Origin of the sequence: Pseudomonas sp. UBA6699 (genome assembly GCF_002454615.1) — a bacterium.
GTDB classification, from domain to species: domain Bacteria; phylum Pseudomonadota; class Gammaproteobacteria; order Pseudomonadales; family Pseudomonadaceae; genus Aquipseudomonas; species Aquipseudomonas juntendi.
Genome location: NZ_DKJF01000077.1, coordinates 56,915 through 82,412, shown reverse-complemented (window position 1 = coordinate 82,412; position 25,498 = coordinate 56,915). Strand labels below are relative to the sequence as shown.

23 protein-coding genes, 2 tRNA genes and 3 pseudogenes are annotated in these 25,498 nt (G+C 60.2%); 4 read left to right on the top strand and 24 right to left on the bottom strand.

Translation table 11 applies throughout. The features are described 5' to 3' along the window. Positions 1–37: 37 nt before the first annotated feature. From dnaB to rnr, 7 genes are all read right to left on the bottom strand, one after another. A complete protein-coding gene (gene dnaB / locus B3361_RS14925; RefSeq protein WP_009681285.1) occupies positions 38–1,435 on the bottom strand; it encodes a replicative DNA helicase in 1,398 nt (465 codons plus the stop codon). Between the two features lie 113 nt (positions 1,436–1,548). Next, entirely contained in the window at positions 1,549–1,995 is a 447-nt protein-coding gene (gene rplI / locus B3361_RS14920; protein ID WP_003249568.1) for a 50S ribosomal protein L9, read from the bottom strand. 20 nt (positions 1,996–2,015) lie between these two features. Next, positions 2,016–2,879 carry a hypothetical protein gene (locus B3361_RS14915; protein ID WP_054904828.1) on the bottom strand — a complete coding sequence of 288 codons (864 nt, stop codon included), beginning with the start codon at positions 2,877–2,879 and terminating at the stop codon, positions 2,016–2,018. 33 nt (positions 2,880–2,912) lie between these two features. Next, positions 2,913–3,143: a 30S ribosomal protein S18 gene (rpsR, locus tag B3361_RS14910; RefSeq protein ID WP_003249563.1), complete on the bottom strand. Its 231-nt coding sequence runs from the start codon at positions 3,141–3,143 to the stop codon at positions 2,913–2,915. 28 nt (positions 3,144–3,171) lie between these two features. Further along, positions 3,172–3,597, bottom strand: coding sequence for a 30S ribosomal protein S6 (gene rpsF / locus B3361_RS14905; RefSeq protein ID WP_003249557.1), 426 nt, complete (start codon positions 3,595–3,597; stop codon positions 3,172–3,174). A gap of 307 nt (positions 3,598–3,904) precedes the next feature. Beyond that, positions 3,905–4,651: a 23S rRNA (guanosine(2251)-2'-O)-methyltransferase RlmB gene (gene rlmB / locus B3361_RS14900; protein ID WP_029887883.1), complete on the bottom strand. Its 747-nt coding sequence runs from the start codon at positions 4,649–4,651 to the stop codon at positions 3,905–3,907. Continuing rightward, positions 4,648–7,227: a ribonuclease R gene (rnr, locus tag B3361_RS14895; RefSeq protein ID WP_054904829.1), complete on the bottom strand. Its 2,580-nt coding sequence runs from the start codon at positions 7,225–7,227 to the stop codon at positions 4,648–4,650. Before rnr ends, rlmB begins: the two co-directional genes overlap by 4 nt. 272 nt (positions 7,228–7,499) lie before the next feature. Between rnr and B3361_RS14890 the strand changes: the two genes are divergently transcribed. The 4 genes from B3361_RS14890 to B3361_RS14875 all read left to right on the top strand — a co-directional run bounded on the left by B3361_RS14890 (position 7,500) and on the right by B3361_RS14875 (position 10,511). Beyond that, positions 7,500–7,586 (top strand) — tRNA-Leu (locus tag B3361_RS14890). 87 nt (positions 7,587–7,673) lie between these two features. After that, a tRNA-Leu gene (locus tag B3361_RS14885) sits at positions 7,674–7,760 on the top strand. A gap of 172 nt (positions 7,761–7,932) precedes the next feature. After that, complete coding sequence (locus B3361_RS14880; RefSeq protein WP_009681291.1) at positions 7,933–8,946, top strand: extracellular solute-binding protein; 1,014 nt, start codon at positions 7,933–7,935, stop codon at positions 8,944–8,946. Next, positions 8,946–10,511 (top strand): ABC transporter permease, encoded by a 1,566-nt coding sequence (locus B3361_RS14875; RefSeq protein WP_054904830.1) that lies wholly within the window; start codon positions 8,946–8,948, stop codon positions 10,509–10,511. The genes B3361_RS14880 and B3361_RS14875 overlap by 1 nt, the downstream gene beginning before the upstream one ends. A 64-nt stretch (positions 10,512–10,575) precedes the next feature. On the opposite strand, the gene B3361_RS14870 is transcribed toward B3361_RS14875, so the two are convergent. The 17 genes and pseudogenes from B3361_RS14870 to miaA form a co-directional block, all read right to left on the bottom strand. Then, complete coding sequence (locus B3361_RS14870; protein ID WP_033690019.1) at positions 10,576–10,950, bottom strand: hypothetical protein; 375 nt, start codon at positions 10,948–10,950, stop codon at positions 10,576–10,578. A 155-nt stretch (positions 10,951–11,105) separates the two neighbouring features. Further along, positions 11,106–11,483, bottom strand: a complete 378-nt coding sequence (locus B3361_RS14865; RefSeq protein WP_033690021.1) for a hypothetical protein — start codon at positions 11,481–11,483, stop codon at positions 11,106–11,108. Between the two features lie 80 nt (positions 11,484–11,563). After that, a pseudogene (locus B3361_RS14860) lies at positions 11,564–11,917 on the bottom strand (hypothetical protein); the annotation flags it as partial. A gap of 9 nt (positions 11,918–11,926) precedes the next feature. Next, a pseudogene (locus tag B3361_RS14855) lies at positions 11,927–12,253 on the bottom strand (Hcp family type VI secretion system effector); the annotation flags it as partial. A gap of 478 nt (positions 12,254–12,731) precedes the next feature. Continuing rightward, positions 12,732–13,334 carry a hypothetical protein gene (locus B3361_RS14850; RefSeq protein WP_286920266.1) on the bottom strand — a complete coding sequence of 201 codons (603 nt, stop codon included), beginning with the start codon at positions 13,332–13,334 and terminating at the stop codon, positions 12,732–12,734. Next, on the bottom strand, positions 13,331–14,302 hold the full coding sequence (locus B3361_RS14845) for a hypothetical protein (RefSeq protein WP_154211062.1): 972 nt from the start codon (positions 14,300–14,302) through the stop codon (positions 13,331–13,333). Before B3361_RS14845 ends, B3361_RS14850 begins: the two co-directional genes overlap by 4 nt. A gap of 9 nt (positions 14,303–14,311) precedes the next feature. Continuing rightward, on the bottom strand, positions 14,312–14,800 hold the full coding sequence (locus B3361_RS14840; RefSeq protein ID WP_029885899.1) for an Hcp family type VI secretion system effector: 489 nt from the start codon (positions 14,798–14,800) through the stop codon (positions 14,312–14,314). Positions 14,801–15,049: 249 nt separating this feature from the next. After that, positions 15,050–15,502 carry a DUF2867 domain-containing protein gene (locus B3361_RS14835; RefSeq protein WP_054904834.1) on the bottom strand — a complete coding sequence of 151 codons (453 nt, stop codon included), beginning with the start codon at positions 15,500–15,502 and terminating at the stop codon, positions 15,050–15,052. A gap of 186 nt (positions 15,503–15,688) precedes the next feature. Continuing rightward, positions 15,689–16,477, bottom strand: a complete 789-nt coding sequence (locus B3361_RS24120; RefSeq protein WP_370649526.1) for a methyl-accepting chemotaxis protein — start codon at positions 16,475–16,477, stop codon at positions 15,689–15,691. A gap of 69 nt (positions 16,478–16,546) precedes the next feature. Beyond that, a pseudogene (locus B3361_RS24115) lies at positions 16,547–16,807 on the bottom strand (HAMP domain-containing protein); the annotation flags it as partial. 1,065 nt (positions 16,808–17,872) lie between these two features. After that, positions 17,873–19,165 (bottom strand): adenylosuccinate synthase, encoded by a 1,293-nt coding sequence (locus B3361_RS14825; protein WP_009681301.1) that lies wholly within the window; start codon positions 19,163–19,165, stop codon positions 17,873–17,875. Positions 19,166–19,221: 56 nt separating this feature from the next. Then, the gene (locus tag B3361_RS14820; protein WP_009681302.1) at positions 19,222–20,409 is read right to left on the bottom strand and encodes an ATP phosphoribosyltransferase regulatory subunit; all 1,188 of its coding nucleotides are present in this window, start codon (positions 20,407–20,409) and stop codon (positions 19,222–19,224) included. 301 nt (positions 20,410–20,710) lie between these two features. Then, positions 20,711–21,580: a protease modulator HflC gene (gene hflC, locus B3361_RS14815; protein ID WP_009681303.1), complete on the bottom strand. Its 870-nt coding sequence runs from the start codon at positions 21,578–21,580 to the stop codon at positions 20,711–20,713. Continuing rightward, a complete protein-coding gene (gene hflK / locus B3361_RS14810; RefSeq protein WP_009681304.1) occupies positions 21,580–22,761 on the bottom strand; it encodes an FtsH protease activity modulator HflK in 1,182 nt (393 codons plus the stop codon). The genes hflC and hflK overlap by 1 nt, the downstream gene beginning before the upstream one ends. 96 nt (positions 22,762–22,857) lie before the next feature. Then, the gene (hflX, locus tag B3361_RS14805) at positions 22,858–24,159 is read right to left on the bottom strand and encodes a ribosome rescue GTPase HflX (RefSeq protein ID WP_009681305.1); all 1,302 of its coding nucleotides are present in this window, start codon (positions 24,157–24,159) and stop codon (positions 22,858–22,860) included. Between the two features lie 12 nt (positions 24,160–24,171). Further along, a complete protein-coding gene (gene hfq / locus B3361_RS14800) occupies positions 24,172–24,432 on the bottom strand; it encodes an RNA chaperone Hfq (RefSeq protein ID WP_003258160.1) in 261 nt (86 codons plus the stop codon). 94 nt (positions 24,433–24,526) lie between these two features. After that, a complete protein-coding gene (gene miaA / locus B3361_RS14795; RefSeq protein WP_009681306.1) occupies positions 24,527–25,498 on the bottom strand; it encodes a tRNA (adenosine(37)-N6)-dimethylallyltransferase MiaA in 972 nt (323 codons plus the stop codon).

The following is a 25,498-nucleotide window of genomic DNA, read 5'->3' as shown; positions in this document are numbered from 1 at the left end:
GCAGCCCATCGCGACGCAAGGCCGCTCCTACAGTGAGTTATTCATCATCATCGAAGTTGTACATGCCCGGCGCGAGGTTTTCGAAGCGGGTGTACTTGCCGATAAACGCCAAACGGACAAAGCCGATCGGGCCGTTACGCTGTTTACCGATGATGATTTCCGCCACGCCCTTGTGCTCGGTCTCGGGGTGGTACACCTCGTCGCGGTACACGAACATGATCACGTCGGCGTCCTGCTCGATTGCACCGGACTCACGCAAGTCGGAGTTCACCGGGCGCTTGTTCGGGCGCTGTTCCAGCGAGCGGTTCAGCTGCGACAGGGCGATGACGGGGCAGTTGAATTCCTTTGCCAAGGCTTTGAGCGAGCGGGAAATCTCGGAAATTTCGTTGGTGCGGTTATCACCGGCCGAACCCGGAATCTGCATCAGCTGCAGGTAATCGACCATGATCATGGCGATTTCGCCGTGTTCACGGGCCAGGCGGCGGGTGCGCGCGCGCATTTCCGAGGGGCTGATGCCCGCGGTGTCGTCGATGAACAACTTGCGGTCGTTGAGCAGGTTCACCGCCGAAGTCAACCGCGGCCAGTCATCGTCGTCCAGCTGGCCGGAACGGACCTTGGTCTGGTCGATGCGGCCCAGCGACGACAGCATACGCATGATCAGCGACTCACCTGGCATTTCCAGCGAGAACACCAGCACGGCCTTGTCGGTACGCAGTACGGCGTTTTCCACCAGGTTCATGGCAAAGGTGGTCTTGCCCATCGACGGGCGGCCAGCAACGATGATCAAGTCGGCCGCCTGCAGGCCGCTGGTCTTCTCGTCCAGGTCGGTAAAGCCCGTGGATACACCGGTAATGTCGCTGTCGGAGTTGAACAAGGTGTCGATACGGTCGATGGCCATGGTCAACAGCTCGTTGACCCCCACCGGGCCACCGGTTTTCGGCCGGGCCTCGGCAATCTGGAAAATCTGCCGCTCGGCATCGTCGAGGATCTCTTCGGCGTTGCGCCCTTGCGGGTTGAAGGCGTTGTCGGCGATGTCGGTACTGATGCTGATCAGCTGGCGCAACGTGGCGCGCTCGCGAATGATCGCGGCATAGGCCTTGATGTTCGCCACCGACGGCGTGTTCTTGGCCAGTTCTGCCAGGTACGCCAGGCCGCCAACTTGCGAAGACAGGCCTTCCTTGTCCAGTTGCTCGTGCAGGGTAACCACGTCGAATGGCTGGTTGGCGTCGGCCAACTTGTGCACGGCACGGAAGATCAGGCGGTGGTCATGCCGATAGAAATCGCCGTCCGATACCTGATCCAGCACCCGCTCCCAGGCGTTGTTGTCCAGCATCAGGCCACCGAGCACGGCCTGTTCGGCCTCGATGGAATGCGGCGGCACCTTGAGGGCTGCGGTTTGCAGGTCTAGCTGTTCGGAAGTGGTGATCTCGTTCATGGCCACGAAAGAATTCTGGAGGACGAAAAAGACAAAGGGCACGGCCTGTAGGAAACAGGACCGTGCCCGATGTTAACTGCCTGGCTCGCAGGGAGCCAGCCAGTCAGCGCAGCTTAGGCAGCTACGACAACCACACGTACAGTGGCTTCAACGTCGCTGTGCAGGTGCACGGCTACGTCGTATTCGCCAACCTGACGGATAGTGCCGTTCGGCAGACGAACTTCAGCTTTGGCCACTTCAACGCCAGAGGCGGTCAGGGCGTCAGCGATGTCGTGGGTGCCGATCGAACCGAACAGCTTGCCTTCGTCGCCAGCGGTGGCAGTGATGGTCACTTCCAGCTCGGCCAGTTGGGCAGCGCGGCTTTCAGCCGAAGCTTTCTTGTCAGCGGCTGCTTTTTCCAGCTCGGCACGACGCTCTTCGAACGCAGCCAGGTTGGCGGCGTTGGCAACGGTGGCCTTGCCGAATGGCAGCAGGAAGTTACGGCCGTAACCAGCCTTAACTTTTACTTTGTCGCCCAGGTTGCCCAGGTTAGCGACTTTTTCCAGCAGGATCAGTTCCATTTGGTAAAACCTCTTAACTTTTAACCTTCACCGTTCGCGGAGTCATTCCCCTTGGGGGACTTGCGACCGCGAAAATCAATCAGGCTGTCGACAATGGCCAAGACCACCAGCAACGGATAAATCAGCTGCATGATCAGCGGCAACGTCACGTACATGCCCACCAGCCAGAAACCGGCCAGTCGCCCCTGTGCCACCAGCCCGTGCGTCAACGCGATGCCGGCCAGCACCAGTACCAGGCTGGAAGCCGATGCCAGAATGATGAACTGCGGACCGATAAACGGCGCCACCACCATCACTGCCACCAAGACCGCCATGGTCTGTTTCGGCAACTTCAGCTCGCGAAACTCGCGACCGAAGCCTCCAGGGTTGTACAACGCTGCTTGCCAATAGCGCGCCAGCATCAACGCCAGCACACTGAACAATTGCACCGTCACTGCTGTGGAGGCGACCAGCACAGGGCGGATCAGCTCACCGGAGAGCACGGGTTCCCCTTCGATTTTCGGCATGGCTTCGGCAAACGCCTTGGCCAGCATATCGAAGGTCTGCGCCAGCGCCAGATCAAGCACGAGGCTGAAAGCCACGGCGAACACGGCACTGGCGAGCAACACCCGGCTCCAGGGATGCTCGGCACGCAACATGGCGGCCAAGGCCAGGGCACCCGCAATCACCAGAAAGGTGATGGGATCGCCCATGACCCACACAGCCAGCCCGGCGAGCAAGCCGCCGACGATGACCGATGTAGCATCCCTGAACCCACGCCGCAGCAGCACAAGGCTGCCGGCAGCGGCACTCAACCAGAACAGCAGCGGCAGTACCGCGCTGATGACCACCACCAGGGTGGCCTGCATACGACCGCGCATGATGAAACTTGCTAACGCTCGCATGCTAGTCCCTTACTGCTTGTCGACGACCCGGTCTCAGCGGCCGTGGCTGTCGGTGTAGGGCAGCAGGGCCAGGAAGCGGGCGCGCTTGATAGCGGTAGCCAGCTGACGCTGATAACGAGCTTTGGTACCGGTGATACGGCTTGGAACGATCTTGCCGGTTTCGGATACGTAAGCTTTCAGGGTGTTGAGATCTTTGAAGTCGATCTCTTTCACGTCTTCAGCAGTGAAGCGGCAGAATTTACGACGACGGAAGAAACGTGCCATTTAATAGGCTCCTCTAAAGGTCCGTGGATTACTCGTCAGCGTTATCGCTGGAGTCGCTGTCATTGCTGTCGTCGCCTTCGGCGGAGTCAGCATGCTCAGGACGCTCGCGACGCTCACGGCGCTCGCTGCGGTTCTCTTCAGCCTTCAGCATCTCGGACTGGCCGGTAACGGCTTCGTCACGACGGATGACCAGGTTACGGATCACGGCATCGTTGTAGCGGAAGTTGTCTTCCAGCTCGGCCAGGGCCTTGCCGGTGCACTCAACGTTCAGCATCACGTAGTGAGCCTTGTGAACATTGTTGATTGCGTAGGCCAGTTGACGACGGCCCCAGTCTTCCAGGCGGTGGATTTTGCCACCATCTTCTTCGATCAGCTTGGTGTAACGCTCAACCATGCCGCCGACTTGTTCGCTCTGGTCCGGGTGAACCAGGAAGATGATTTCGTAATGACGCATGAATGCTCCTTACGGGTTAGTAGTCTGCCAGTGAATCTGGTCAGACAAGGAGTGAATGACACTGTATGTCTTGCACGGAGGGGAGGCACATGAGCGCCTGCCAGCTCGGCAAGGGGCGCAATTGTAGAGAAGGCGTTGCGCACAAGCAAGGCAATTGGCGAATATTTGAACAGCCTGAAACATATTCACATGGCGTCAAGCGCCCTTCGCGGGCACGCCCGCTCCCACAGGAAAGCTGCGTTGCCAGAGGCAGCAGCGAACCTGTGGGAGCGGGCGTGCCCGCGAAGGGGCCGGTACAGGCTTAAGATCAGCGCTTGGCCTGGCGCTGACGCACGGCCTCAAACAGGCACACGCCCGTGGCGACCGATACGTTAAGGCTGCTGACGCTGCCGCTCATCGGCAACTTCACCAGGAAGTCGCAATGTTCACGGGTGAGGCGGCGCATGCCCTTGCCTTCAGCACCCATGATCATCACCAGCGGCCCGGTCAGGTCTTGCTGGTAGATCTCCTGCTCGGCCTCACCCGCGGTACCGACCACCCACAGGCCACGTTGCTGCAATTTCTCCAGCGTACGCGCCAGGTTGGTGACAGCCACCAGCGGAATGACCTCGGCAGCGCCGCAGGCCACCTTGCGCACCACCGGGGTCAGGGTGGCCGACTTGTCCTTGGGTACGATCACTGCCGTGGCGCCGGCCGCATCGGCAGTACGCAGGCAGGCGCCAAGGTTGTGCGGGTCGGTCACACCGTCCAGCACCAGGATCAGCGGCGGGGTTTCCGTGCGCTCGAGCAACTCTTCGAGCATCAGTTCGCCCCACACCTGGCTAGGGCTGACCTCGGCGACAACGCCCTGGTGCACCCCCTCGACCCAGGCATCCATTTCGCGGCGCTCGGCCTGGCCAACCGCCACGCGGTTTTCCGCGGCCAGTGCCAACAGCGCCTGCAGGCGTGGCTCGCTGCGCCCTTCCGACAGCCAGATCTGCTTGACCCGCTTCGGATGGTGCTGCAGCAATGCCTGCACGGCGTGCACGCCGTAGATCTTTTCCAGCTGACTCATGACTTGCTCTTGCTCTTGCGTGGCGCACCGGACTTCGGTGGGCCTTTACGGTGCTTGGTCGGTTTGCCGGTGGCCTTGCCACCTTTGTCCGACTTACTGCTGGCGTGGCCGCCCGTGCGCGCCTCGCTCATCAGCGCCTTTTTCATCTCGCGGCTCTTGCGCACTTCGGCATTACGCTGCACCGCGTCTTTCGGGAAGTAGGCTTCGGCAGCCTCGCTTTTGCGGCTGCGCGGCTTTGGCGTGGCCTTCGTCTCGCTCAGCGGCGGCTGCTCGGCCTGGTCAGCTGCTGGCGCGGCGCCGCGCTGCTTGCGACCGATAGGTGCCGCCAGGGTCGACTGGGCCACTTCGAAGTCGATCTTGCGCTCGTCCAGGTCTACCCGCATGACCTTCACTTCGATGGTGTCGCCCAGGCGGAAACTGCGCCCGGTGCGCTCGCCGGACAGGCGGTGGTGCACCGGGTCGAAGTGGTAGTAGTCGCCCGGCAGCGCACTGACGTGCACCAGGCCTTCCACGTAGATGTCGGTCAACTCGACGAACAGGCCGAAGCCGGTCACGGCGGTGATCACACCCGGGAAGGTCTCGCCCACGCGGTCTTTCATGAACTCGCACTTGAGCCAGTTGACCACGTCGCGGGTGGCTTCGTCGGCCCGGCGCTCGGTCATCGAGCACTGCTCACCCAGTTGCTCGAGGGTGTTCTCGTCGTACGGGTAAATGCGCGCCTTGGGAATACTCATGGCACCAGCCCGCTTGACGTGCGGGGTGTCGACCTTGGAGCGGATGATGCTGCGAATGGCGCGGTGCACCAGCAGGTCCGGGTAACGGCGGATCGGCGAGGTGAAGTGGGTGTAAGCCTCGTAGTTGAGGCCGAAGTGGCCATTGTTCTCGGTGCTGTACACGGCCTGGCTCAGCGAGCGCAGCATCACCGTCTGGATCAGGTGGAAGTCCGGGCGCCCGGCGATGCTCGCCAGCAGGGCCTGGTAATCCTTCGGCGACGGGTCCTTGCCTTTGTGCAGGCTGAGGCCCAGCTCGCCAAGGAAGGCGCGCAGTTTTTCCAGGCGCTCCGGCGGCGGGCCGTCGTGCACACGGTACAGGGCTGGCACGCCGTGCTTCTGCAGGAACTCGGCAGTGGCCACGTTGGCAGCCAGCATGCACTCTTCGATCAGCTTGTGGGCATCGTTGCGCACGGTCGGGCGGATTTCCGCGATCTTGCGCTCGTCGCCGAAGATGATGCGGGTTTCCTGGGTTTCGAAGTCGATGGCGCCACGGGTGTGACGCGCTTCCACCAGCACCTTGTACAGGTTGTACAGGTTCTTCAGGTCTGGCACGACCGCCTTGTACTCTTCGCGCAGCGCCTTGCCTTCACGGGTGCGCGAGTGCTCGAGCATGCTGCTGACCTTGTTGTAGGTCAGGCGGGCGTGGGAGTGGATAACGCCTTCGTAGAACTGATAGTCGACCATCTGGCCGGCCTTGTTCATGGTCATTTCGCAGACCATGGCCAGGCGATCAACGTGCGGGTTCAGCGAGCACAGGCCGTTGGACAGCTCCTCGGGGAGCATCGGCACCACGCGCTCGGGGAAGTACACCGAGTTGCCACGCTGCTGCGCTTCGACGTCCAGGGCCGAACCCAGGCGTACATAGCTGGACACGTCGGCAATGGCCACATACAGGCGCCAGCCACCGGAGAACAGGCGCAGCTTGCCCAGCGGCTCGCAATACACGGCGTCGTCGAAGTCGCGGGCGTCTTCACCGTCGATGGTGACGAACGGCAGGTGACGCAGGTCGATGCGCTTCTCTTTGTCCTTGTCTTCGACTTCAGAGCGGAACTTGCGCGCTTCCTTGATCACGTCCTTGGGCCACACATGGGGGATATCGTAGCTGCGCAGGGCAACGTCGATTTCCATGCCGGGGGCCATGTAGTTGCCAATGACCTCCACCACGTCGCCTTGCGGCTGGAAGCGCGGGGTTGGCCAATGGGTGATCTTGATCTCGACGAACTGGCCGATCTTGGCACCACCGTTGCGCCCCGCAGTCACCAGCACTTCTTGCTGGATCTTGGGGTTGTCGGGGGTCACGTAGCCGATGCCGCCTTCTTCGAAGAAGCGGCCGACCACGCTTTCGTGGGCGCGGGAGATGACCTCGACCAGCACGCCTTCGCGACGGCCGCGGCGGTCCACGCCGGACACGCGCGCCAGGCCGCGGTCACCGTCGAACACCAGGCGCATCTGCGAGGGGCTGAGGAACAGGTCTTCGCTGCCGTCATCTGGAATAAGGAAACCGAAGCCGTCGCGGTGGCCAGAGACGCGGCCGCAGATCAGGTCCAGCTTGTCTACCGGGGCATAAGTGCCGCGCCGGGTATAGATAAGCTGGCCATCGCGCTCCATGGCACGCAGACGGCGGCGCAAGGCTTCGATCTGGTCTTCTTCATACAGACCAAATTCTTTCGCCAGCTCCTCGCGTGCGGCGGGCTCGCCACGGTCGGCAAGGCATTGCAGGATCAGCTCACGGCTGGGAATGGGGTTATCGTATTTTTCCGCTTCGCGAGCGGCCTCGGGATCGAGGGATTGCCAATCGGCCATCAGAAGGGGTTCACCTTGGGGTATATAGATAGGAATTCTGGCATAGGCGTATTGAAACCGGAAATGTCGGCCTTGGACAGCCCCCGCTGCAGTGCGTAAACAGCAGGAATAGGCCAGTGGAATCAACAAGTTGAAATTTTTGAATTTTTTTTTGCCAAGGGGGTTTACAGCCCCCCAAGCCGCCCGTATAGTGCGCACCACAACGACGGACTAGCCCGAAGTTGTAATAGAGATTAGCGGCGCTGTAAAGCACCAAATAATCTCGAATGTGTGCCCAGGTGGCGGAATTGGTAGACGCGCTGGTTTCAGGTATCAGTGACCGCAAGGTCGTGGAAGTTCGAGTCTTCTCCTGGGCACCAAGTATTTCAAGTAACAGATGACCAAGGATCTGTTACTACTGTGTGAAAGCGAACGATAGTCGCCTTCTCCAGAAGATGTAAAGCTTTGCCCAGGTGGCGGAATTGGTAGACGCGCTGGTTTCAGGTATCAGTGACTTAACGGTCGTGGAAGTTCGAGTCTTCTCCTGGGCACCATACAGAAACCCACTAGCTTGCTAGTGGGTTTTTTCTTGCCTGCGGTTTTTGTACCCTCCCCCACCCCTTGCACCATGGTCTGACGATGAATTTATCGTCACCCGGCCACATGAGAAACGATTTCGTTTACCATTGTTTCCAAATATGTTGCCGTAAGCGAGGAAGTACCCGCATGACGATCCGCCCGCAACCGCTGATGCGTACCTTGGCCGCCGCCGTGCTGAGCCTGGTCATCGGCGCTCCGGCCGCCATGGCTGACGCACCGGTCACCCTGACCATGTACAACGGTCAGCACAAGGAAATCGGCGAAGCCATCGCCAAGGCCTACGAGGCCAAGACCGGTATCCACATCAATATCCGCAAAGGCAGCAGCAACCAGCTGGCCAGCCAGATCATCGAGGAAGGCGATCGCTCGCCGGCCGACATCATCTACACCGAAGAATCGCCACCGTTGAACAACCTGGGCGAGCTGGGCCTGCTGGCGAAGATCGACGACGCCACGCTGAACATGCTGCCCAAGGAATATGTGGCTGCCAACGGCACCTGGATGGGCGTTACCGCGCGCACCCGCGTGGTGGTCTACAACCCGAAGAAGATCGACGAGAAAGACCTGCCGACCACCGTCATGGACTTCGCCAACCCTGACTGGGAAGGCCGCGTAGGCTATGTACCGACCAGCGGTGCGTTCCAGGAGCAGGCCGTTGCCATCCTGAAGATGCACGGGCGTGAAGCCACCGAAGAATGGCTGACCGGCCTGAAGGCCTTCGGCAAGACCTACACCAACAACATGGTCGCGCTGAAGGCCGTGGAAAAAGGCGAAGTGGCTGCCGTACTGGTGAACAACTATTACTGGTACGCCCTGGAGCGTGAGCGCGGCAAGCTCGATTCGAAACTGTACTACCTGGCCGACGGCGACGCCGGCAATCTGGTGACCATCTCGGGCGCCGCGGCCGTGAAGGCCAGCAAGCACCCGAAAGAGGCCCAGGCCCTGCTCAACTGGATGGCCAGCGAAGAAGGCCAGCGCGTGATCACCCAGACCACCGCGGAGTACCCATTGCACAAAGGCATGGTTTCGGACCGCGGCCTGAAACCGTTCGATGAACTGCGCCCGCCGAAGATTTCGCCAGCTGACCTGGGTAATGCCGAAGAAGCCATCGAGCTGGAACGCGAGGTCGGCCTGCTCTGATGACCGCCGCCCTGTCCACCCCGCTGCCGGTACGCTTCGTACCGCGCCGCAAGCGCCCTTCGATCTGGGTCGTGCTGCCTGTGCTGTTTCTGGTGGCGATGAGCTTGCTGCCCCTGGCTTATGTGGCGATCAAAGCCTGGGAAGCCGGCTGGCACGAAGCCCTGTACCTGCTGTGGCGGCCCTTTGTCTGGGGGCTGATGCGCAATACCCTGCTGCTGATGGTCGGTGTAACGCTGACCTGCATGGTGGTCGGTCTGGCGCTGGCCTGGCTGCTGGAGCGCAGCAACCTGGCCGGTCGCCGGCTGTGGGGGGTGGTGCTGTGCCTGCCGTTTGCCGTACCGTCGTTCGTCAGCAGCTTCACCTGGGTATCGCTGAGCTCGGACTTCGAAGGGTTGGGCGGGGCGATCATGGTCATGGCCCTGTCCAAGTACCCGCTGGTGTTCCTGCCGGTGGCCGCGACCCTGCGCAACCTCGACACCTCCCTGGAGGAGTCGGCGCGCACCCTGGGTTGTAGCCGCTGGGGCGTATTCACCAAGGTGACCCTGCCCCTGCTGTGGCCATCGATGCTTGGCGGTGCCCTGCTGATTGCCCTGCACATGCTGGTGGAGTTCGGTGCGCTGTCGATTCTCGGCCTGCAAACCTTCACCACGGCGATTTACCAGCAGTTCGAACTGGAGTTCAGCAACGCCAACGCGGCCATGTTGTCTGCCGTCCTGTTGGCGATGTGCCTGGTGATGCTGTGGCTGGAGCTGCGCGTGCGCGGCAAGGCCCGCCATGTACGCATCGGCCAGGGCGTGGCACGCCGTGCACAACCGGTGCGGCTGCGTGGTTGGGCGGTGCCGGCGCAGCTGTTCTGCCTGGGCCTGGCAGTGCTGGGCAGCGGCATTCCCCTGGCGATGCTCGGCTACTGGCTTAGCGTAGGTTCCTCAGCGGCATTCCCGGTGGCGGCCATTTCCAAGGCGCTGTTCACCTCACTGTCGGTGTCACTTGGCGGTGCCGGCTTCTGCGTGCTGTTGGCGCTGCCGATCAGCTTCCTGGTGGTGCGCTACAAAGGCCGCCTGGCGATCTGGGCCGAGCGCCTGCCGTACCTGCTGCACGCCCTGCCCGGCCTGGTGATCGCCCTGACCCTGGTGTTCTTCGCCTTGCACTATGTGCCGGCGCTGTACCAGACCACGGCGCTGTTGCTGCTGGCCTATGCACTGCTGTTCCTGCCGTTGGCGCAATCGCCGGTGCGCACCGCGCTGAACAAGGCTTCGCCAACGCTGGAAGAAGCTGCGCGTACGCTGGGTGCGAGCAGTTTTGCCGCGTTCTGCCGGGTGACCCTGCCGATTATCTTCCCGGCCATGGCGGCAGCGTTTGCCCTGGTGTTCCTGGATGCCATGAAAGAGCTTACGGCAACGCTGCTGCTCAGCCCGACCGGCATGACCACCCTGGCGACCGAGGTGTGGGCGCATACGGCAAACGTCGAGTTCGCGGCGGCGGCGCCTTATGCGGCATTGCTGATTGTGGTGTCGGGGTTGCCGGTGTATTTGCTGACTACGCGGATGTATCTGAACAAGGCTTGAAAGCTTGCCCAGGCTGCCATGTGGCCTGGGCACAAGCCTGAGTACTTGAGACTTCATCACAAGTTCACTTTAAAACTCCCACCAGCCAGTTGAAAGCAAAGAACAAGGTCGTCGACACTACAAGCCCCATCCAAGACGGCAACAAAACTCTTTTAATAGGCCTTGGAAAATTCTCGAGATCTGAAACATCTGCCACACCTTTTCGAACAAACAACCCTGGAATCATCAGCATATTTGCCGCCAGGCAAGTACGCATTAATTTTCCAACAAGACCAGCCGCTGAAAAGTTTTCCCTGTTACTCTGAATATACTTGCATTTCGCTAAAGCTTTTTCGATAGCCTCTATAGATCGACAAGCTAAGTAAACCATCACACACACGCTGATTGCCATACAAGCGAGCAGGATAGACGCGATTATCGTCAAAGCTACGGCACTCATTCTCGCGCTCTTCCTTCAGGCCCGGCTGACACTATACCCCGGTGCCTGGCACTGCACTAGTAGGTAACTAACCAAGACTATTGTGCGAAATTCCTTACAAATTTAACGATGAAGACAGCTCGCTTCTGCTCACCGCAGGCTCCAGCCGAAAACTACTAATAGCCTACCAATTTCAACCACACCCAAAGACCAATGAGCGATAAAAAAACAGCCACATGAACAAACCACAAGCCAACTAGCATACGCCGCAAACCACCAGGAAACCTCTTTACATCCTGACGATCCAGAAGGCCTTTACGAATACAAATCGCCCTCATCGACAACATGACGGACGCCGAACCGGTACGCATCACTTTACCTAGCAAGCCGGCGGAGCTAAAAATCCTTTTGTTACCCGAAACCATTGAACTATTAGAAAGTAACGATTCTATGTAATTTACATAACGAACTGAAATATAAATCCACACAAATATGACTATAAACATAGCTACCATCAAAGGAAGACCTAACCACCTCGTGTCGAAGCTAGTCATTGCGGCACCTCATATAACAACTCACCAACCATCTCACCGATATCACCTACGGCCGTACCGCCTATAGCACCACCAACAGCAAGGTATCTGCTCCAGCCGTCGCTCACAGCGCCAGCTCCCATGGAAGCATGGGCGAGCAGGCTTTTCAAAAACTCGTAGTTATCCAGAAGAAAGTCATCTACCCCTGCGCCGTTAATCTCAAGCTGATGATGTATTCCCGCCGCCTTCGCCATCAAGAGTGCTTCATGACCTGTGCACATGGGCGTGCTGGGATCACCAACAATCACAAGCTCCCCGCCGACAACCACACCATTGGCGATATGTGCATTCAGCACATCAAACTTGGCCCGCTGATTGGCCGACATGGGCGTGCCAGCCTTCAGCGACTCATACGATTGCGCCTGAGGATTGATAAAGCTGCGTGCCTCGGACATGGTCGCACCTCACGCGTACTTCTTGTTGTTGATGCGGTCCCAACCCCCAGTGACATTACCGCCGGCGCTGCCATCGAGACGTTTCTGCCGGGTGTAGGTTGTCTTGATGCGGCCGTAGTTCAATTGAATCACTTCTATCGGCACCCCGGCGCTGGCGCTCTGGGCGTAATCGGCGATGATCACTTCTTCGAGAACGACTTCGTAGTACTTGAGCTTTTCGGTACCGGCACGGCACACCACTAGCTTCACTTCCTTCAGGTGCTGGCCGGCACAGCTGGCCTCGAGCAGCTTGCAGCTGGCTCTGTCCAGATACTTGGTGAAGGTGAAATTGCTGAGTACGCAGATTTACTCGAACAAAGCTTGAAATCAAGTCCAGGCTGTTGGTCAGCCTGGACCACCATCAGACTTCACGCTATCTGATTCCCATAGCAACTAATTTGCATTTACTGCAAACTCAGGTACGTCCATGCTCGGAATGCGACCATCATCGAAAAACAGATAATGAGGATTAACACCCCACCTACAATGATCCGCTTCATCCCCACGGGGAAACGCTCGACCTCGCTCAAATCGACTAGCCCCCTGCGGGCATAGGGGCCCGGGAACATCAGTACGCCTCCAATGACGCACGTCCGTAAAACCTTCCCAATCAAGCCCCCCCCGGAAAAAGTAATTTTCATATTTCCAATGTACTTGGAGTTAATCAATAACGCTTCAATCCCATCAGTATGCTTGTGAGCCACGTATATCAGTACCAACATAGCCAGGCAACCCGGCCCTAAGATGGACATCCATACCAGCGCTGGCTCAATACTCATTCCGCCACCCTCCGATACAAATACTCACCAATAACTTCACCTCCTTCTGCTCCAATATTCCCACCAACGACACTACCCATCGCCCCTCCCAAGACTGCGCAGGCAAGCGCACCAGGCCCCGTGGTAACTCCCAACACAAAAGTACAGCCAGCAGTAGCAAGGAAACTCCCCACAGAGCCTCCTATGCTCCCTCCACCCAACCCCAATGCCAAAGGGCTATGGGCTATTGCCAATACAGCAGCCAAGTAAAAAAATAGTACGATCAGTGTAATTAGTAGAATCTGAGCAACCCATAAACGCACTAACAATTTCTTCAGATCGACTGGAGTCTTGCGGACGTCTTCGCCATCTAACATTCCTTTACGAACGCTAAAGGATCTCATTGTTAACATTGCTGAAATTGAGCCGAGGCGCATGACCCTTCCAAACAGGCCAGAGCTGCCGTACATCTCCCTATTAACGACCACCATGCGACTATTCGACAAGTATGATTCGATACGTCCCAAGCATCGATGCGCAACAAAGGCCAGTACAACGAACATCAAGAAGGGTGAAATAATCAAAAAAACACCGAGCACAGCCACCTGCTGGCTATTCATCGTACGGCCTCATAAAAAATCTCACCCAAAGTCTCGCCTCCCATTTTTCCTAGCGCCCCACCAGCCATACCACCAGCGGCCCCCCCCAGCACTGCGCACGCGATAGTTGCCGTTCCTCCCGTGGGAATACCGACCGCAACACAGACCATTGGGCCCAATGCTGCCCCAACATATCCAATCGCACCTCCAATCCCCCAGCTAGCGGCCAATGAACTTCGCTCGATATACTTAACTCTTCGACAATCATCCTCTCGACCGAGCATGCAAGCTTGACGAATCGATAACTCCGTTGACGCCAAATCCAGCGCCATGCCCACATACGCCCCCTTTTTAATCCAACTAGCGGCCCTCGCCACACCCGCTATCTTTTCTGAGTAACCGCTAATTTCGCCAGTATGCAAAAAACTTTTTGTAGATATACCAAGCGCCCTCTTGATCTTGCCCCTGCTTCGCAACCCTGACCCATATGCGGCCATGCCATCCAATTGCGCCTCCAACTTCAGAAACAAAGCTGTGCGCTTCGCATAAAAATCATTACGCTCTTTCAACGTACCGTGATTCAAATACTCTCTATGAAGCTGCTCAATCTCTTCAAGCGTTTTCTTGATAGCTTCGACGTGCTTACTCCAGGCGTCACTGGCTACGCCTGCGCCTATGGAAGCACGGACCAGCAAACTCTGCAGCAACTCATAGTTCTCCAGTAGGAATCCATCAATTCCCCCTCCGCCCAACTCAATGTCCAGGTGTATTCCAGCCGCCTTCCCCATGAGGAAAGCTTCATGACTGGTGCAGGTCGGAGTGCTTGGGTCACCCAAGATTACAAGCTCGCCAGAGAACACCACACCATTGGCGATATGTGCATTCAGCACATCAAACTTGGCCCGCTGATTGGCCGACATGGGCGTGTCAGCCTTCAGCGACTCATACGATTGCGCCTGAGGATTGATAAAGCTGCGTGCCTCGGACATGGTCGCACCTCACGCATACTTCTTGTTGGCGATGCGGTCCCAGCCGCCGGTCACGTTGCCGCCCGCGCTGCCGTCGCGGCGTTTCTGCCGCGTATAGGTGGTCTTGATGCGGCCGTAGTTCAATTGAATCACTTCTATCGGCACCCCGGCGCTGGCGCTCTGGGCGTAATCGGCGATGATCACTTCTTCGAGAACGACTTCGTAGTACTTGAGCTTTTCGGTACCGGCACGGCACACCACTAGCTTCACTTCCTTCAGGTGCTGCCCGGCACAGCTAGCCTCCAGCAGCTTGCAGCTAGCACTGTCCAGGTATTTGGTGAAGGTAAAGTTGGTGAGTGTGGTGCGGCCTGATGATGCGCCACCCGCTGAGCTTGCGGTGGCAGAGGTGCTCTGATTGGCACCGAACTTGTAGCCGATGATTTCGATCCAGTTGGCGTACTGCTCGTCCAGTGCTTCGCCAGTGATTTCCGCGATTTGAATATAGGCATCGAAAGCCATGCTTACCTCTCCTTGGTAAAAATTGGGCTGATAACGACGATGTTCCGACATCGCCGTACTGAGGTTGTTCCTGAAGAAAGCGGCGAAGTTTGCCGAGCGCCTTCAGGCAAGATCGACACTAGCTCCCTGCGTCTAGCGCTGCAACAGCAAACATTCTAACGAGACCTATTTGGGAAATACCCTACAATTTTGAGGAAGATGCAGACTTGATCACGTAAATGAATGTTTCACCTTCATATTCAGCGCTGTCTACAAATTCGCCAACATCCGACGCACGATCAGGCCATGTACCTGGCCAACCGGCAGCATGTACAGCCGGCCAAAGGCATTGAAACACCGCATCGACGTGGTCACTTTCAAGCGCTGCCCATTCACATCCATGCAGACCATCACCGCCAAGTGCGTATCGCGCGACGTCAGCACCAGTTGCTGGTCGCTGATGGCCTCGACAGTGAAGAAGTCCAGATGCTCGCCGTCGGCTGGCACATGCCCAGGATTCTGGGGAGTGAAGCCATGGATATCGGCGACATTGAATCGACGCGAGATGAAGTCACGAATGCGGAAGGCCTTGGCCAGCCAGGCGGGAACATCCGAGGTCATGGCGCAGTAGGCTTGCAGGGCGGTCATCGGGGCAGTGAGCTGTCTGCTGGCACTGTGGAGAAAATCGAGGTCTGCCTGGGCGGCGACCAATTGGGCGGACATGAGCAACTCCCTTTGTCATGTGTCGCTGACAGCATAGCAACATGACTCGCTGTAGGAGCGGCCTTGTGTCGCGAAAGGGCCGCGAAGCGGCCCCAGCAATGGATGTGTTTACGCGAATATCCTGAGACCGCTTTGCGGTCCTTTCGCGACGCAAGGCCGCTCCCACAAGAAGAGACTGCGCAGGATTCAGGCCCGGAACTGGCCCAGGCTGGCGCGTAGCTGAGCCGCCAAGTCATCCAGCACCTTGCTGCTGGCCGTGGTCTGCATCACCACCTCAGCCGAGCGTTCGGCCTGGGCATGGATGTTCTCCACCCGCCCCCGCACCGCCTGTGCGCCATGGGCCTGTTGTTCGGCAGCGCGAGTCGCCAAACCAATGGCCGCGTGAACTTGCTCCACCGCAGCCTGCACCGACTGCTGGCGACGTTCGTTGTCGCGCAGCACCAACAGGCCTTCACTGGCCTTGAGCCCGGCCTGGCTGATAGTAGCCACGGCCTCCTTGGCGCCCTTCTGTAACGCGGCGATGTGCGACTGTATATCGCCAGTGGAGCTTTGTGTCTTGCTCGCCAGCGCCCGCACCTCATCGGCCACCACGGCAAACCCGCGCCCGGTCTCGCCTGCCCGGGCCGCCTCGATGGCGGCGTTCAAGGCCAGCAGGTTGGTCTGCTCGGCGATGCCGTGAATAACCGTCAGCACCACTTCGATCTGCTCACTCTGCTTGGCCAGGCGCTCGATCACCTGGGAGCCCGTCTCCACTTGGCCGGCCAGGTTCTCGATCAAGCTCGCCAGCTGGGTCGAGCTGCGGCTGTTCTCGTCGGTGGCCTGGCGAATATCCACCACCTGCTGCAGAGCCGCCTGCATCGCATGGCTTTCGGCCTGGGCTTCGTCAGCCATGCTCGACAGGTCGCGCAGGCTGGCTGCCACTTCATCACGCTGCAGCGCGGCAGCAGCATCGGCGCCGGCATTGCGCTGGGCCATCGCGCCTATTTCTACGCCGGTACGCTGCGCCACTTCGCCCGCCTCCCGCACGATTGGCTGCAGCTTGTCGACAAAACGGTTCACCGCCGAGGCCATGTCGCCAATTTCATCGCGGCTGTCGAGCGACACGCGCTTGGTCAGGTCGCCCTCGCCGGCCGCAAGGTCATTCAGGGCAGTTATCAACAGGCGCAACTTGCTCAGCACCCGGCGCCCCAGCACCACGGCCACGACCAGCAATACACCTAGCCCCACCACCGCCAAGCCCAGACCGATGCGCCAACGCAGCTCGGCAGCGGCATCGCGTACGGTCTGCGCGGTATTGGCCTGCATTGCCGCTGCACTGCCCTGTGCTTTCTCCAGACGTTCGCGCAGGGTGTTGCCGCTGTCGGCGGCAGCACCGTTCAGGCTGTCGCCAACCAACTGCTCACCACTGGCAATCAGCGCCGAAAAGCGCTGGTCAAGGGCCTTGAGTTCCTGGTCGATGCCTGCGGTGGAAACCCCCATGACCACTTTGCCGATTTCCGCACCATTGGGGTTGATCGGCGCTTCCACGAAGTACACCGCCGGGTCGCGCCGGGCGGCGTCGATCACCTTGTCCAGCGCGCGCTCGCCTTGGCCTTTCGCCATCAACGCCTGGTTGATCGGGTTTTGCCGGTTCAGGTAGCGGGTCAGGTGCTGCCCCTGGGCGTCGTCGTAGATCACGAACAGCACATTGGGATTGCGCTGGGCGCGGCGGGCGAAGTCGGAGAGTACCGGCACGTCGTTATCCCAGATCGCCCGCGGGGCGACCGAGGCCAGTAACTCGGCCATGTCGCTGGCCGAATCCTTGAGGTTCTTCTCCAGGGTGCTGCGCAGTTGCTGCTGCTCGCTTTGCAGGCGCGTCGCCAACCCTGCGCTGAGGCGCTGGCGAGTGCTACTGGACAGGCCGTCGAGGCCCGAACGTACATCCTGCCCGGCTTGCTCCAGCTCGCTGGCGAGTTGGCGGCTGTCATTACCCAGCCGCTCGCCAAGGTCGGCCTCAAGGGCAGTCACCGTGCTGCGGGTGAGGGCAACGGCAACCAGTACCTGCACCAAAAGCGCGATACCAAGGGCAACAAACACAGGCCGCAGAAGGCGGCTTCGTAACAGTGAGAGGATGGCAGACACGTTGTAACCCTCGTGTTTTCTGGCGCCACTATTTTGATGGCATCGTCAGATGTTTCTTACAGCAAGGGTTGTGCCGGGGGGAGCAGGGATATGCGCCAAGGTTGAGCAACGGGGTTGCCTGGGCTGGTCCTATCGCCGGCAAGCCAGCTTCCACAGAAAGCCCACAGCGCTCAAGGCAGGCATACGCCACAAACAAAAACGCCGCAGCCCCTTTCAGGGCCACGGCGTCAGATCAGCCTGGAGGGCAGATCAGGCGAACGGATGGCGCAGGACGATGGTCTCGTTGCGGTCCGGGCCGGTCGAAATGATGTCGATCGGGGCGCCGACCAACTCTTCGATGCGCTTGATGTAGTTACGTGCAGCCTGCGGCAGCTCTTCCAGGGTTTTAACGCCCAGGGTCGACTCGCTCCAGCCTGGCATCGCTTCGTACACCGGCTCCAGGCCGATGTAGCTGTCGGCATCGGAAGGTGCGTCGATGACGGCACCGTTCTCGTTCTTGTAGCCAACGCAGATGTTGATGGTTTCCAGGCCGTCGAGCACGTCCAGCTTGGTCAGGCAGATGCCCGAGATGCTGTTGACGTCGATGGCGCGACGCAGGATCACGGCGTCGAACCAGCCGCAACGGCGAGCACGGCCGGTGGTGGAGCCGAATTCGTGGCCACGCTTGGCCAGGGTAGCGCCGGTTTCGTCGAACAGCTCGGTCGGGAACGGACCGGAGCCCACGCGCGTGGTGTAGGCCTTGGTGATGCCCAGGATGTAGTCCAGGTACATCGGGCCCACGCCGGAACCGGTGGAGATACCACCAGCCGTGGTGTTGGAGCTGGTGACGTACGGGTAGGTACCGTGGTCGATGTCCAGCAGCGAACCCTGGGCGCCCTCGAACATGATGTCCTTGCCGGCGCGGCGCAGGTTGTGCAGCTCGGCGGTGACGTCGAGCATCATCGGCTTGAGCTGTTCGGCGTAGGCCATGCACTCGTCCAGAGTCTGCTGGAAGTCGATGGCCGGCTCTTTGTAGTAGTTCACCAGCTGGAAGTTGTGGTAATCCAGCAGCTCACCGAGCTTGGCAGCGAAACGCTCGCGGTGGAACAGGTCACCCACGCGCAGGCCGCGGCGGGCGACCTTGTCTTCGTAGGCTGGGCCGATGCCGCGGCCAGTGGTGCCGATCTTGGCTTCGCCACGGGCTTTTTCACGGGCCTGGTCCAGGGCTACGTGGTACGACAGGATCAGCGGCGCTGCCGGGGAGATGCGCAGGCGCTCGCGCACCGGTACGCCCTTCTCTTCCAGCTTGGTGATTTCACGCATCAGCGCATCCGGGGCAACGACCACGCCGTTGCCGATCAGGCACTGTACGCCTTCACGCAGGATGCCAGACGGAATCAGGTGCAGAACGGTTTTTTCACCGTTGATCACCAGGGTGTGGCCCGCATTGTGGCCACCCTGGTAGCGCACTACGGCGGCAGCATGTTCGGTCAGCAGATCGACGATCTTGCCTTTGCCCTCATCACCCCACTGGGTGCCCAGGACGACGACATTCTTACCCATTACATTGGTCCTCATTCACGCAAACTTGGTTGCCGGCCTGTTGCCGACGCAGAAACTCACTGGGCCAGCGGCAGAACCTGCCAGCGCCCATCTTGCTGAATCAATTGCCGATCACAATCCGCCTCGAGAGCAGCACTCAACGGCTGGCCAGGCAGAGCCTGAACCACACGCTGGCCCTCGCTGCGCAACTGGCAGACTTGCTGCCAGAGGGCCGCGTCGCCACTGTCGGGCATCCAGATGCCGCCAGTCGGCAATACGACCTCCGCTCGCCCCAGTGTGACCAGGGTCTTCAAATCCGTGGAGAAACCTGTGGCTGGGCGTGCCCGGCCAAAATCGGCGCCGATGTCGTCATAGCGCCCGCCCTGGGCAATGGACTGCCCCTCGCCCGGCACGAACACGGCGAACACCACACCGGTGTGGTAGTGGTAACCGCGCAGCTCACCGAGGTCGAAGTACAGCGGCAGTTCCGGGTAGCGCGACGCCAGCCGGTCCGCGATCGCCAGCAGGTCGTCCAACGCGGCCAGCACGCTGGCCGGGGCGCGCCCCAGGCGCACGCGCGCTTCGTTCAGCACTTCACGGCCACCGCACAGCTCGACCAGCGCACGCAACATGTTGCCCAGGTCCTTGGGCAGGTCGGCAGTCAAGGCTTGCACCTCATCGACCGACTTGCGTTGCAGCGCGTCAAACAACTGCTGCTCCACTGCCCCGGACAGGCCGGCCGCACGGGCCAGGCCGCGGTAGATGCCGACGTGGCCAAGGTCCATGTGTACGTCCGGCACGTCAGCCAGTTGCAGCGTGGCGAGCATCAGGCTGATGACTTCGACGTCGCTGGTAGGGCTGGCATCGCCGTACAGCTCGGCACCCAGCTGGATCGGGCTGCGCGAGGTGGACAGTGCGCGCGGCTGGGCGTGCAGCACGCTACCGGCATAGCACAACCGGCTTGGGCCTTCACGGCGCAAGGTGTGCGCGTCGATACGGGCCACCTGCGGGGTGAAGTCGGCGCGGAAGCCCATCAGGCGGCCGGACTGCGGGTCCACCACCTTGAAGGTGCGCTGGTCCAGGTCCTGGCCGGCGCCGGTCAGCAGCGACTCCAGGTACTCGATATGCGGGGTGACGACCAGTTCGTAGCCCCAACCCTGGAACAGGTCCAACACCTGGCGGCGCGCGATCTCGATACGCGCAGCCTCAGGTGGCAGTACTTCCTCGATGCCATCTGGCAGCAGCCAGCGGTCTACCGTTGCCATTACGCCATTTCCCCTCTGGTCCGGGCGGCTTGCCAGCAGGCGAGCCGTCAGTAAAGCCGGTATCGCGCACAGCAGCGGGCAGCACTGATCCCAGCGCAGCCACCGTACCCGATACCCTCGAATTGCCTTGCGAGCTGAGCAAACCGTCAACCGGCGCTGTGCCAATCAACCTTGCAGACGCAAAAAAGCCGGGAAATTTCCCGGCTGCCTCATGATACACCCCTTTTCATTCAGGATGCACCCCGCCTGGTGTTTTAGCTGCCAGGCGGAGCGCTGCCGCATGAAAATCAGGGCCTGAGCATTACGGCTTGCTCTTGTCCAGGAAGCGGAAGAACTCGTTCTTCGGATCCAGGACCAGCACGTCGCTCTTGCTCGAGAAGCTTTCGCGGTACGCCTGCAGGCTACGGTAGAACGCATAGAAGTCCGCGTCCTGGGTGTAGGCCTTGGCATAGATGGCGGCCGCCTGGGCGTCGCCGTCACCGCGGGTTTCTTCCGCTTCGCGGTACGCTTCGGCCAGCAGCACACGGCGCTGGCGGTCGGCGTCGGCACGAATACCTTCGGCCAGCTCGTTACCCTTGGCGCGGTGCTCGCGGGCTTCACGCTCACGCTCGGTACTCATGCGGTCGAACACGCTGCGGTTGACTTCCTTCGGCAGGTCGATGGCCTTGACGCGCACATCGATCACCTCGATGCCCAGCTCCTTGTTGGCCATGCGGTTCAGCGATGCGGTGATGTCAGCCATCAGCGCGTCGCGTTCACCGGAAACCACCTCGTGCAGGGTACGTTTACCGAACTGGTCACGCAGGCCGCTTTCCAGGCGACGCGAAAGCCGCTCGTCGGCGATCTGCTTCATGCCCGACGTGGCGGTATAGAAGCGCTCGGCGTCCTTGACGCGCCACTTGGCGTAGGCGTCGACCATCACCGCTTTCTTCTCCAGGGTCAGGAACCGCTGGGTCGGGGCGTCGAGGGTCATGAGGCGGGCGTCGAACTTGCGTACCTGGTTCACGTACGGGATCTTCACGTGCAGGCCTGGCTGAACATCTGCCTGGACCACCTTACCGAAGCGCAGCAGCACTGCACGCTCGGTCTGGGACACGATATAGAAGCTGTTCCAGGCCACGATGGCCAGGACCACGGCGGCGATCAGGGCGATCAGCGATCTGTTGCTCATCAGCGGCTCTCCCTAGTGCGCAGCGGCTGCTGTTGCTGTTGCATGTCCTGCGCCGCACGCGCGGCCGCATCGTTGGCCGATGGCGATACGCTGGTGGTTGGCGCGGACGCGTTGCGGCTGCCTTCGACCATTTTGTCCAGCGGCAGGTAGAGCAGGTTGTTCTGCCCATCCTTGGTTGCCACCATGACCTTGCTCGAATTGCTGTAGACCTCTTGCATGGTCTCCAGGTACAGACGCTGGCGGGTCACGTCAGGTGCCTTGCGGTACTCGCCGAGCAACTTGCTGAAGCGATCGGCCTCACCCTTGGCGCGGGCGATGACTTCGTCGCGGTAGCCGTTGGCGTCTTCGATGATGCGCTGCGCCTGACCACGGGCTTCCGGCACCACGCCATTGGCATAGGACTCGGCCTGGTTGCGGGCGCGCTGCTCGTCTTCACGGGCACGGATCACGTCATCGAAGGCTTCCTGCACTTCACGCGGGGCTGCCGCGCTCTGTACGTTGACCTGGGTAACGGTGATACCCGTGCGGTAGTTGTCGAGGAAGCGCTGCAGGCGCTCGCGGATATCCACGGCCATCTGCTCACGGCCTTCGGTCAGTACCTGGTCCATCGAGGTGGAACCCACCACGTGGCGCAAGGCACTGTCGGTGGCGTGCTGCAAGCTCACCTCAGGCTGGTCGACGTTGAGCACGAAGTCCTGCAGGTTGCTGATCTTGTACTGCACGGTCAGCGGCACCTCGACGATGTTCTCGTCTTCGGTCAGCATCTGGCCCTGCTTGGTGTAGGCACGCTCACGCGTGACGTTCTCCATGTACTTGCGATCGATTGGCGGGAAGTAGATGTTCAGGCCGGGACCGACCGTTTCATAGTACTTGCCGAAGCGCAGCACCACGGCCTGCTCCTGCTCGTCGACCACATACACGGCGTTGTACAGCCAGATGGCAGCCAGCACCGCCAGGCCGATGCCCAGCAGACCGAAGCCACCGCCCTTGCCGATGTTGCGGTCACCGCCGCCACGTTTCTTCTTGCCGCCGAACATGCCATTGAGGCTGTCCTGCAGTTTGCGGAAGGCCTCGTCCAGATCCGGCGGACCTTTCTTGTCACCACCGCCGCCACCGCCACCACGGCGGCCGCCCCAGGGATCCTGATTGTTCGAGTTGCCACCCGGCTCGTTCCAAGCCATAGCGCTCTCCATCTGATAAAGCAAAGACGCGCCCACGGCGCGCCGTCCAATGCTACAGAATGCCTGTCACTGCTGCCCGGCGACCTCGACGGGCATTTATTGCAAAGTGTGTTGCTCGACAAACACTTGCGGCTCCATGCCTTCGCGGCTGACCAGGCGATTCAGTTCGACCATGGGCAGTCGCACGCTCAGCAGGCTGCGCCCTTCTTCATCATGCTCTTCACTCTGCACCGCACCCAAGGCAAAGAATTGCGCGCGCAAGCGGGCAAAACGCTGCTCCAGGCAAAGGGTACCGACAAACAGATCTTCCCCCAGCAACTCGGCAATCGCCTGGCCGACCAGCTCCAGGCCACGCCCATCGCGTGCCGATACCCAGACCCGTTCCGGCTTGCCATCGGCATTGCGCTGGATCTGCGGCTCGACATCTTCGAGCAGGTCGAGTTTGTTATACACCTCGAGGATCGGCAAGCCTTCGGCGCCAATCTCGCCCAAAACCGCCAGCACTTGCTCGATCTGTTCCATGCGCTCGGGCTCATGGGCATCGATCACATGCAGCAACAGGTCGGAGTTGCTCGACTCTTCGAGCGTAGCGCGAAATGCCTCGACCAGCTTGTGCGGCAAATGGCGAATGAAGCCCACGGTGTCGGCCAGCACGATCGGGCCAAGGTCGTTGAGCTCGAGCCGGCGCAAGGTCGGGTCGAGGGTAGCGAACAGCTGGTCCGCGGCGTACACCTCGGATTCGGTCAGGGCGTTGAACAGCGTGGACTTGCCGGCGTTGGTGTAACCCACCAGCGACACCGAAGGGATGTCTGCACGCTTGCGCCCGCGCCGTGCCTGCTCGCGCTGGCTACGGACCTTTTCCAGGCGCGACTTGATCTGGCGGATGCGCACGCGCAACAGGCGCCGGTCGGTTTCCAGCTGGGTTTCACCCGGGCCGCGCAGGCCGATACCCCCTTTTTGCCGCTCTAGGTGAGTCCAGCCACGCACCAACCGCGTGCTCATGTGCTCCAGCTGGGCCAGTTCGACCTGCAGCTTGCCTTCATGGGTACGCGCCCGTTGGGCGAAGATATCGAGGATCAGCCCGGTGCGGTCGAGCACACGACACTCGAACACACGTTCAAGGTTGCGCTCCTGGCTGGGCGTGAGGGTGTGATTGAAAATCACCAGGTCTACCTGTTCGGCATGGACCAGGTCGTGCAGCTCTTCGACCTTGCCACTGCCAATCAGGTATTTAGCGGAAGGCTGATGCCTTGTCACCGTGACCAGCGAAATGATGTCGGCACCGGCCGACAATGCCAGTTCCTGAAACTCCTGCGGGTCTTCGCGCGCCTCAGGGTTCTGACCTTCCAAGTGAACGAGCAACGCCCGCTCACCACCACCGTGGCGCTCAAAGAACAATGCAGGCTCCTATCAGGCGTTGCCTGGCTCGCTGTCACCGTGCTCGGAATCGGACGGGCTTGGCAGGCGAACCGGACGGGCTGGCACCACGGTCGAGATGGCGTGCTTGTAGACCATCTGGCTCACGGTGTTCTTCAGCAGTACCACGAACTGGTCGAACGACTCGATCGAACCCTGCAGTTTGATGCCGTTGACCAGGTAAATGGAAACCGGGACCTTCTCTTTTCTCAAAGTGTTCAGGTAAGGGTCTTGTAGCGAATGCCCTTTTGACATATGCCGCACTCCTGTAAGGATAAATAATAGAAAATCAATGAAATCGATAAATTAGGCCGCCCCTTCGCAAGAATAGACGGCAATCAGCAGGGACTCAGCTCAATATGGAGATGGGCCCCAGGTATTTCAAGGTGCGGGACAGATTGTCGCAGGCCAGGCTGTCTAGCCAGTGTACGTCAGGCCAGCCACGCAACCAGGTGAACTGCCGTTTGGCCAGCTGCCGGGTCGCGATGATACCGCGTTCACGCATTTCACTCTCTGACAGCTTGCCGTCCAGGTAATCCCAGACTTGCCGATACCCCACTGCCCGTATAGACGGTAACCCGGCGTGCAAGTCACTTCTGGCTCGCAGTGATCGGACCTCGTCGATAAAGCCCTGTTCCAGCATCTGCGAAAATCGTAACGCAATTCGCTGATGCAAAATGTGACGATCTGTAGGAGCAATCGCCAAGCTGGCGACAGTATAGGGCAAATGCCCGCCAGCGCCTGCGTCTGCGCCGCGACTTTCAGCGAATTGACGTTGCCGGTGGGCCGTCATGCTCTCACCGCTCACCCGGTAGACCTCCAGGGCGCGGATCAACCGCTGCGGGTCGTTGGGGTGAATGCGCGCCGCCGACACCGGGTCGACCTCGGCCAGTTGGCGGTGCAACTCGCCCAGCCCCAAGGCCGCCGCCTGGGCTTCAAGCTCGGCACGCACGCCCGCGTCGGCCGCTGGCATGTCGGCAAGGCCGTCGACCAACGCTTTGTAATACAGCATGGTACCGCCGACCAGCAGCGGGATTTTGCCGCGCCCGCTGATCTCGGCCATGGCCTGCAGGGCGTCGGTGCGAAACTGCGCGGCCGAGTAGCTTTCGGCCGGGTCGCGGATGTCGATCAAGCGATGCGGGTGGGCGGCAAGGACTGCTTTCGACGGTTTGGCCGAGCCGATGTCCATGCCGCGGTAGATCAGCGCCGAATCAACGCTGATCAGCTCGCACGGCAGCACTTTGGTCAGTTCGATGGCCAGGTCGGTCTTGCCGGCGGCCGTCGGACCCATGAGGAATATCGCTGGGGGCTTGCCGCTCAT